General features: G+C 55.5%; 8 protein-coding genes. 5 read left to right on the forward strand and 3 right to left on the reverse strand.

Annotated elements, in window-relative coordinates; all coding sequences use genetic code 11:
* The first annotated feature begins 916 nt into the window (after positions 1 to 916).
* From licT to MYY08_RS05690, 4 genes are all read left to right on the forward strand, one after another.
* The gene (gene licT / locus MYY08_RS05675) at positions 917 to 1,765 is read left to right on the forward strand and encodes a BglG family transcription antiterminator LicT (protein WP_190296078.1); all 849 of its coding nucleotides are present in this window, start codon (positions 917 to 919) and stop codon (positions 1,763 to 1,765) included.
* 126 nt (positions 1,766 to 1,891) lie between these two features.
* Positions 1,892 to 3,838 carry a PTS beta-glucoside transporter subunit IIABC gene (gene bglF / locus MYY08_RS05680; protein ID WP_288013765.1) on the forward strand — a complete coding sequence of 649 codons (1,947 nt, stop codon included), beginning with the start codon at positions 1,892 to 1,894 and terminating at the stop codon, positions 3,836 to 3,838.
* The gene (locus tag MYY08_RS05685) at positions 3,835 to 5,229 is read left to right on the forward strand and encodes a glycoside hydrolase family 1 protein (RefSeq protein WP_288013767.1); all 1,395 of its coding nucleotides are present in this window, start codon (positions 3,835 to 3,837) and stop codon (positions 5,227 to 5,229) included. The genes bglF and MYY08_RS05685 overlap by 4 nt, the downstream gene beginning before the upstream one ends.
* A 90-nt stretch (positions 5,230 to 5,319) precedes the next feature.
* Positions 5,320 to 6,192 (forward strand): SMP-30/gluconolactonase/LRE family protein, encoded by an 873-nt coding sequence (locus tag MYY08_RS05690; protein ID WP_084970589.1) that lies wholly within the window; start codon positions 5,320 to 5,322, stop codon positions 6,190 to 6,192.
* A 57-nt stretch (positions 6,193 to 6,249) separates the two neighbouring features.
* Here MYY08_RS05690 and MYY08_RS05695 read toward each other — a convergent pair whose 3' ends face one another.
* Complete coding sequence (locus MYY08_RS05695; RefSeq protein ID WP_038629921.1) at positions 6,250 to 7,476, reverse strand: L-lactate MFS transporter; 1,227 nt, start codon at positions 7,474 to 7,476, stop codon at positions 6,250 to 6,252.
* A gap of 266 nt (positions 7,477 to 7,742) precedes the next feature.
* A complete protein-coding gene (locus MYY08_RS05700; protein WP_038624958.1) occupies positions 7,743 to 8,045 on the reverse strand; it encodes a hypothetical protein in 303 nt (100 codons plus the stop codon).
* A 160-nt stretch (positions 8,046 to 8,205) separates the two neighbouring features.
* Between MYY08_RS05700 and MYY08_RS05705 the strand changes: the two genes are divergently transcribed.
* On the forward strand, positions 8,206 to 8,451 hold the full coding sequence (locus tag MYY08_RS05705) for a hypothetical protein (RefSeq protein ID WP_038624960.1): 246 nt from the start codon (positions 8,206 to 8,208) through the stop codon (positions 8,449 to 8,451).
* A gap of 66 nt (positions 8,452 to 8,517) precedes the next feature.
* Here MYY08_RS05705 and MYY08_RS05710 read toward each other — a convergent pair.
* On the reverse strand, positions 8,518 to 8,641 hold a 124-nt coding region (locus tag MYY08_RS05710), incomplete at its 5' end, for an IS1 family transposase (RefSeq protein WP_001680212.1).

Here is an 8,641-nt window from a genome sequence, read left to right on the forward strand (position 1 = left end):
AGAGTAGAGGATAAGTGCCAAAGGAAAATATAGGAATCAGCCGAATGCCCGCTCATAATGGCAAGAATTATCTGAAAGGCAATATATCTGATATTCTCATTCTCATTTGATGTCCAAATTATTCTATCGCTATTTACTACCCGCCTTTATCGCTGCGCCTCTGCGTTATGGGAATATTAAAGCATCATCTGTACACGCTTAAGAAAATTCTGCATCCCTTCAACAGACTATGATGTTACATCCCTGACGTAAGGCGAGAAATCGTTGGTTATAAGTTGCCGATTTATTTTAACATCATGAAAATTAACTTATTTATAACTATTTATTCCACGTTGGCTTTATACCCTAAATAATTCGTGTCGCAGGAAGGCGGCAAGGGAGCGAATCCCCAGGCGCTTATTAAAGTAAGTGACTGGGGTGAACGAGCGCAGCCAACGCACATGCAACGTGAAGTATGACGGGTATAGATGCAATGGAATTTACTGCTGTCAGTTTTCTGTGGTTGGTGATTATCGCCATCTATTTGGCTTTAGTTGTTATTAATCAACGTTTGTCATTTTCATGTTCGGGTAACCCTCGCTCGTCCCGACATGATTGTGCCGCCCTGTACATCGCCGGGCAGCGTAAACTTTATCTTTAACGTCCTGAGGCTGAACGGCTTCATCTTATTATTGCGTGACCGATTCTGTTTTTTTATTGCGTACCGGCGAACATTAAAAGAACGCGCTGACGTGCGCCCGCGAGGCAATGCTATTTATTGCCTGCTGGCGATCGGCTTCACGTTTTTACCATTAGCGTATTGAGCGACAGGACAAAGCGGGTAGAGTAAAGGCGCTGGATTGTTACTGCACCCGCAGGCAAAACCTGATCTTCTGGCCTGTGCCGGAGGTCAGGTTTTTTTGTTTTTAAGGACAGTATGAAGATCGCTAAAGTGCTGAATAACAACGTAGTGATCGTTCTGGATGAACAGCAACGCGAGCAGGTCGTTATGGGACGCGGTCTCGGCTTCCAGAAGCGGACTGGCGATCGCGTCGATAAGGGCAAAATTGAAAAAATTTTCGCCCGCCAGGATGATGCGCTGGTCGCCCGTATGACGGAATTGCTGAGTCAGATCCCGCCGGACGTGCTGACCGCCTGCGATCGCATTACGGAACTTGCGCGTCAGCGCCTCGGCAGGCTACAGGACAATCTCTGTATCGCGCTGGCCGATCACTGCTTTTTCGCCATCGAAAGGCATAAAGAAAACATTCCATTGCCGAACGCGCTGCTGTGGGAAATAAAACAGCTCTACCCGCGGGAGTTCAGCATCGGCCTGGAAGCGCTGGATATTCTGCATCAGCGGCTCGGCGTGGCGCTGCCGGAAGATGAGGCAGGCTTTATTGCACTGCATCTGGTTAATGCGCAGTTGAACGGCGAAATGCCTGAAGTCATACATATCACGCGTGTCATGCAGGATATTCTGCATATTGTGAAATATCAGCTGCGGCTGGAGTATGACCAGCAAGCGCTTAGCTACCAGCGACTGGTGACGCACCTGAAATTTTTCGCGCAGCGTATGCTGGGCCGCGTTCTGGTTAACGATGACGATGTGATGCTCTATCGTTCCGTTAAAGAGAATTATGCCAGCGCCTGGCGCTGCGCGGAAAAGGTAGAGCAGCACCTGCGTCAGCAGTATCAATGTGCGTTAAGCAATGAAGAGAAGATGTTTTTGACCATTCATATCGAACGGGTGCGTAAAGAGAGCCATCAGCCAGGCGCCCGATAAAACGCTATTCGGATTGTTACTGCTTCGGCAGGCAAAACCTGAAGGCAAACCCCAATGACCGGGTTTGCCTTCAGGTTTTTTTTTGGATTCCGCTGCCCGCAAGCAGCTGTCACAGAGGAATGGAATATGCCGTATCAACAACTCGCCAGGGACATTATCAGGGGGGTGGGCGGAAGCGAAAATATCGTCAGCGTCGTTCACTGCGCCACCCGGCTACGTTTTAAACTGAAAGACCTCGCACTGGCTGACAGCGAAGGGCTGAAAGCGCATTCCGGCGTGATTATGGTCGTTGTCAGCGGCGGCCAGTTTCAGGTGGTGATCGGCAATCACGTCAATGAGGTCTGGCAGGCGGTACGCCAGCAGCAAGGCGGTCGTGAGGTCCGTTCCGCCCCGATGGAAAACCCGCCCTCAGAGAATCTGTTTAACCGCCTGATCGATATCATTTCCGGCATATTTACCCCGTTTCTCGGCGTTATGGCGGGATCGGGAATACTTAAAGGCTTGCTGGCGCTGTGCGTAACATGCGGCTGGCTGCAATCCGACAGCGGAACCTACAAAATCTGGTATGCCGCCAGCGATGCGCTTTTCTACTTCTTCCCGTTGGTGTTGGGCTATACCGCCGGGAAAAAGTTCGGCGGCAGCCCTTTCTTGACTATGGCGATTGGCGGCGCGCTGGCGCATCCGCTGATGATCGAGGCGTTCAACGCCAGCCAGCAGACGGATGCGTCGACCGTCTTGTTCCTCGGCATTCCCGTGACCTTTCTGAACTACAGCGCTTCGGTAATGCCGATTATCTTTGCCGCCTGGGTCAGCTGCTGGCTGGAGAAACGATGCGGAAAAATATTGCCCGGCGCGGTGAAGAACTTCTTCACGCCGTTGATCTGCCTGATGATCACCGTTCCGTTGACCTTTCTGCTGATCGGCCCGGCCGCCACCTGGTTGAGTCAGGCGCTGGCTCACGGCTATCAGGCGATTTATACGCTCGCGCCCTGGCTGGCCGGTGCGGTAATCGGCGGCATCTGGCAGGCGTGCGTGATTTTCGGTCTGCACTGGGGGCTGGTGCCGTTGATGATCAATAATCTGGCGGTGCTGGGCTATGACACGTTGATGCCGCTGGTGCTGCCGGCGGTGATGGGGCAGGTGGGCGCCAGCCTCGGCGTGATGCTGCGCACCCGTGACGCCCAGCTAAAAGTGCTGGCGGGATCGGGCGCCACGGCGGGGCTGTTCGGTATTACCGAACCGGCGGTCTATGGCGTGACGCTGCCTCACCGACGGCCTTTTATCTTCGGCTGCGTCGGCGGCGCGCTGGGCAGCGCGGTCACGGGGTTCTGCGGTGCCAGCGGTTACTCTTTCGGCCTCGCCAGCATCTTCAGCCTGGCGCAGTTTATCCCGCCAGCGGGCATCGACAGCACTGTCTGGGGCGCGGCGCTCGGCGTTCTGCTGGCGCTGCTGGTTAGTTTGGCATTGACCTTTATCGCCGGACTGCCCGTCGCGACGTCTGATAAGATCTCTCCTCCTTCCTCTGCGTCTACGGCGTCCGAAGATCCGTTAATTGCCTTTTCACCTGCGCAGAGGCCGACTGCGTCCGAAGCAGGCCGCAGCGATATCTTGCTCGCGCCGCTAAGCGGCAAGGTTGTGGCGCTGGATAAGGTGGCCGATGCCACCTTCGCCAGCGGGTTGTTAGGCAGCGGCGCGGCGATCGTTCCCTGCGATGAGGCGGTGCTGGCGCCGTTTCACGGCGAGGTCGCCTCGCTGTTCGTCACGCGCCACGCTCTGGGCCTGATAAGCGATAGCGGCATTGAGGTGTTGATTCATGTCGGCCTCGATACCGTCAAACTCAACGGGCAGTACTTTACCGCACACGTTAAGCCGGGCGAGCGGATTAAGCCAGGGGATCTGCTGCTGACCTTCGATCGTAAGGCGATCATTAATGCCGGTTTCGATCTCACCACGCCGGTGATGATCAGCAACAGCGAAGATTTTAGTCAGGTCGTTACGCTGACCGACAGCGATACGATTCACGCAGGCGCGCCTTTTCTTGGCGTGCATCAAGAGCCAGAGGAGTCACAATGAAACGTTTCCCGGATGATTTTTTATGGGGCGGCGCCATCGCCGCGAATCAGGTTGAAGGCGCATGGCGGGAGGATGGCAAAGGATTATCGACATCCGACGTGCAGCCGCAGGGGATTTTCGGGCCGGTAGTGGATCGCGTCGAGGGCGACTGGTCGCTGAAGGATGTCGCCATCGATTTTTATCATCGCTACCCGCAGGATATCGCGCTGTTTGCCGAAATGGGTTTCCGCTGCCTGCGCGTCTCTGTTGCCTGGACGCGCATCTTCCCGCAGGGCGATGAAACACAGCCGAACGAGGCGGGGCTGGCTTACTATGACCGTCTGTTCGATGAGCTGGCGCTGCATGGCATTCAGCCGCTGGTCACCCTGTCCCATTATGAAATGCCGCTGGGGCTGGTGCAGAACTACGGCGGCTGGGGAAACCGTCAGGTAATTGATTTTTTCCAGCGTTATGCGCGCGTCGTTTTTCAGCGTTATCAGCACAAGGTCAAACTGTGGCTGACGTTCAACGAGATCAATATGTCGCTGCATGCGCCTTTTACCGGCGTCGGACTGCCCACAGAGAGCAGCAAGGCGGAGATCTATCAGGCAATCCATCATCAGCTGGTGGCCAGCGCGCTGGCGGTAAAAGCGTGTCACGAAATCATTCCCGACGCTAAAATCGGCAATATGCTGCTGGGCGGCCTGATGTATCCGCTGAGCTGCAAGCCGGAAGATGTGTTTGAAACGCTCCAGCAGAACCGCAGCTGGCTTTTCTTCGGCGATGTGCAGTGTCGCGGCGCCTGGCCGGGCTATATGCTGCGCTTTCTGCGCGAGCAGGGCATCGAGATCGACATTACCGACACGGATCGCCTTGCGCTGCGTGAAACCGTCGATTTTATCTCTTTCAGTTACTACATGAGCGGCTGCGTCACGGCGGACGAAGCGCTGAATCAGCAGGCGCGCGGCAATATCCTGAGCATGGTGCCCAATCCGCATCTGCCCAGTTCGGAATGGGGCTGGCAAATCGATCCCATCGGCCTGCGCACGCTGCTGAATATGCTGTGGGATCGCTATCAAAGGCCGCTGTTTATCGTGGAGAACGGGCTGGGCGCAAAGGACAAGCCGCAGGCGGACGGCAGCATCGAAGATGATTACCGCATCCGCTACCTTAACGACCACCTGATGCAGGTCGCCGAGGCGCTGAAAGATGGCGTTGAGGTGATGGGCTACACCAGCTGGGGGCCGATTGACCTGATTAGCGCCTCGAAGGCGGAGATCGCCAAGCGCTACGGCTTTATCTATGTCGATCGCGACGACCAGGGCGAAGGCACGCTGGTGCGCAGCCGCAAGAAAAGTTTCTTCTGGTACCAGCAGGTAATCGCCAGCGGCGGCGCCAGCCTGACACCCTGAAAAGGGCCGATTTTCTCTGGCGGGATAAGACGCGCCGCGCTAATTTCCGCTACAGTTTATGCACGAATCCGCTAGCAAAAAGGAAGCATAATGAACTGGCAGGTAGAGCGCGTATTACCCATTGAGGCCGAGCTGGGCGAATGCCCGCTCTGGTCATCGGCAGAGCAGGTATTATGGTTTGTGGATATTCTGGCGCCGGCCATCCATCGTTTCGATCCAAAAAGCGGCGATCATCAGGTTTTTCCGCAACATGAAGAGGTCGGCTGTATCGGCCTGCGCCGCGAGGGCGGGCTGGTGGCGGCGTTGCGCAGCGGCATCTGGTTCCTGGATGCGCAGGGGAAGCCGCAGCGCAAAATCGCCGACAATCCCGGCGAGGCGAGCAAAAGCCGTTTCAACGACGGGCGCGTCGATCCTTTCGGCCGCTTCTGGTGCGGCAGCCTGTGGGAACCGCAGGATCGTAACGGCGGCAAGCTTTGTCTGTTGGATAAAGATTTGCAGCTTCATGTGGTTGATGATGATGTGCAAATTTCAAACGGGCTGGCTTTTTCGCCCGATCGCCGTTGGGTTTACCACAGCGATACGCCGCATCACGTCATCTGGCGCTACTCACTCGATCCTGTTACCGGCGCTATCGGCAAACGGGAGGCGTTCCGTCGTTTCAGCGACGGCCTGATGCCGGATGGCGCGGCGGTGGATGCAGAAGGCTTTTACTGGTCGGCGCTGTTCGACGGCGGGCGCATCGTGCGCATCGATCCGCATACGGCGGAAATCGTGGATGAGATCCCGCTGCCGGTACGCTGGCCGACAATGGTGGCCTTCGGCGGCGAAGATCTGAAAACTCTTTATATTACCAGCTCGCGCGAGAATCGTACCGCAGAGGAGCTGGCGCAGTATCCCTGGTCAGGCAGCGTGCTTGCCGTGCGAATGCCGGTGGCAGGCCAGCCGGAGCCGCTGTTTGGTTAAACGACATCGGGCGAGCCGCTGGCTCGCCCGATGATGAATAATCTGCTTTTCTGTCGCTTAGCTGCGCTGCCATACCTGCGGCAGAGCCTGAGGTTTATGCGGCATGCGGATAATGATCGACATAATCAACGAAACCACCAGCAGGGTCATAATCAGGCTAAAAGTCACGGTAAAGCCGCCGAACAGCGAAGCGATAAGCGATCCCAGCACGCTGCCGATACCGAAACCCAGGTAAATCACGCCGTAGTTTTTCGTCAGGTTATTCAGACCGAAGAAATCGCTCACCAGCGAAGGGTAAACGGTGATGGTGCCGCCGAAGCTGAAGGCGATACAGGCAACAGAGATAAAGAAGGTCGTTTCGCTCATATGGGTAAACAGCAGAATGCTCATACCCAGCAGTGAGACAAGCTGCGCCAGCGTAATTGCCCGAATGCGCGCAATTTTGTCTGACAGCACGCCCAGCACCAGACGACCGCTCAGGTTAGCGATAGCAATCACCGTTACCGCGCTGGCCGCGGTCTGGGTACTGAGATGCACCAGACCTTCGCCAATATCCTTCGCCACGCCGATCACATACAGACCGCTCATGCAGGCGGTCAAAAACATCAGCGCCAGCATCCAGTACTGCGGCATACGCATCGACTCCGCCAGGCTGTAATCACGCGCGGCGGATTCGCCGTTGCGCTGCGCAGGCTGCTGACGCGGCGCGTCCTTCATCATCAGCGCGCCGAGGATCACCATGCTCATCGCCAGCGCCCCCCAGATTAAAAAAGTGGTTTCCAGGCTGAAGCGGGCCAGCAGCGCGCTGCAAATAAACTTAAAGCCAAGACTGCCCAGACCGTAGGCGCCAATGGCGCAGGCGGAGATCACGCCTTTGCGCTCCGGGAACCATTTTACGCAGTTAGAGAGCGTCATCAGATAACCCGCGCCGTCCGCCAGACCGACCAGCACGCCCGCGCTGAGCCACAGCATCAGCAGCGAATCGGCCTGCGAAGTAAGATAAAATCCGATCGCCATCAGCAGCCCTGCGCCGATAGCAACGTTGCGCACGCCAAAACGTTCCTGCAGCTTACCGGCCACCGACGAGGAGAGCGCAAGTCCCAGGCTCAGCAGGCCGAAAGAGAACGCGACCTGACTGATCGGCGCCTCCAGCTTATGCGCCAGCTGGCCGTTAAACAGACTCCAGGTGTAGACCGATCCCAGCGCAAACTGGGTGATAATGGTGCCGGCTAAGGTTAGCCAGCGAACGCGATGATTAGGGTGTGACGGGGTTGCTCTGCTCATCATTTCTCTCCCACAGGGGAATATCGAATTAAGCCGATCATAAAGCGCGCCGGGAAAGCGGCGGGTTAAAACGACATGAATGGCCTTTAACAGGGAATGAACTGCATCTGAGCCTGCATGAATGGCATGACGACGCTAACGCGCGCAGACAATTAAAAGAAAAAATGTGTTAAAAACAAGGAGGTCAGGTTAGAGAAGTGCAGCTTTCAGGTAAAGAAGGTAAATAAATTCAATGTTGTTGCGGGCGTGGCGCGACCGGTAAAAGATCAGCGCCGCATCAGCGCGGCATTAAGCCTATCGAGGTAAAACTGACGCAGCGCGTGCTCAAGCTGCTGGCGACGCGGTGGTGGATAAGCGCTCAGCCAGCCGTCGGTAAAAGGTTTACAGAGCAAAAACGCCTGGTTAACCACTGATTCCGGCGTGGCGTTGCTGCCCATCTGCGGCAGAATATGGCTGTTCAGGCAGTCGGTCATTGGGTTGCTCTGCGTAAGCGGATCGGCATAAAGCGGGAAAGCCAACCCGAATAATAAACTCGCCAGCAGCGGCAGGCGGTAGAAACATAGCGACATTGCCCCTCCTTTAGCGCCATAGCGCACGCTGTTTTGCCTAATCACCGCAGGAAATCGCAAGCAAACCTCAATAAGCGTTGCGATATATTTCACAGGCGAGATGGTTTAGGCATGAAAGCATTCTCTGTGCCAGACTTGATATTTACACAGAGGAGGAAATATGAAAGACCGAGCATATGAATCCACTTTCCAAAAAGAGGATGAGGTTTGCTGTCTAATCGGTCGGGCTGTTGTTGAACTGAGTGAAGCCAGTCAACCGGTGAACAAATCTACCCTCTCGCTAAAACTGCTTTCGATGGCCGATCATGAGGGAGATGATGACAGAGTACTGCTTTACTGGCTGGCAAGGAAAGCGATAAACCAGCCACAGCGTGTTAATCTGAACGCCTGGCGTCAGACACGCTAAGTCACATCGGCAGGCCTGGACGGCCTGCCAGAAAGCGGTGTTTACGTCTGCGGTAATGACTCCAACTTATTGATAGTGTTTTATGTTCAGATAATGCCCGATGACTTTGTCATGCAGCTCCACCGATTTTGAGAACGACAGCGACTTCCGTCCCAGCCGTGCCAGGTGCTGCCTCAGATTCAGGTTATGC

Source organism: Mixta sp., assembly GCF_024610815.1.
Taxonomy (GTDB): Bacteria; Pseudomonadota; Gammaproteobacteria; order Enterobacterales; family Enterobacteriaceae; genus Mixta; species Mixta calida.

Coding starts and splice junctions, on each gene's coding strand:
- MYY08_RS05705 (WP_038624960.1), top strand. CDS start 8,206: ATGAAAGACCGAGCATATGAATCCACTTTCCAAAAAGAGGATGAGGTT.
- licT (WP_190296078.1), top strand. CDS start 917: ATGAAGATCGCTAAAGTGCTGAATAACAACGTAGTGATCGTTCTGGAT.
- MYY08_RS05695 (WP_038629921.1), bottom strand. CDS start 7,476: ATGAGCAGAGCAACCCCGTCACACCCTAATCATCGCGTTCGCTGGCTA.
- MYY08_RS05700 (WP_038624958.1), bottom strand. CDS start 8,045: ATGTCGCTATGTTTCTACCGCCTGCCGCTGCTGGCGAGTTTATTATTC.
- MYY08_RS05685 (WP_288013767.1), top strand. CDS start 3,835: ATGAAACGTTTCCCGGATGATTTTTTATGGGGCGGCGCCATCGCCGCG.
- bglF (WP_288013765.1), top strand. CDS start 1,892: ATGCCGTATCAACAACTCGCCAGGGACATTATCAGGGGGGTGGGCGGA.
- MYY08_RS05690 (WP_084970589.1), top strand. CDS start 5,320: ATGAACTGGCAGGTAGAGCGCGTATTACCCATTGAGGCCGAGCTGGGC.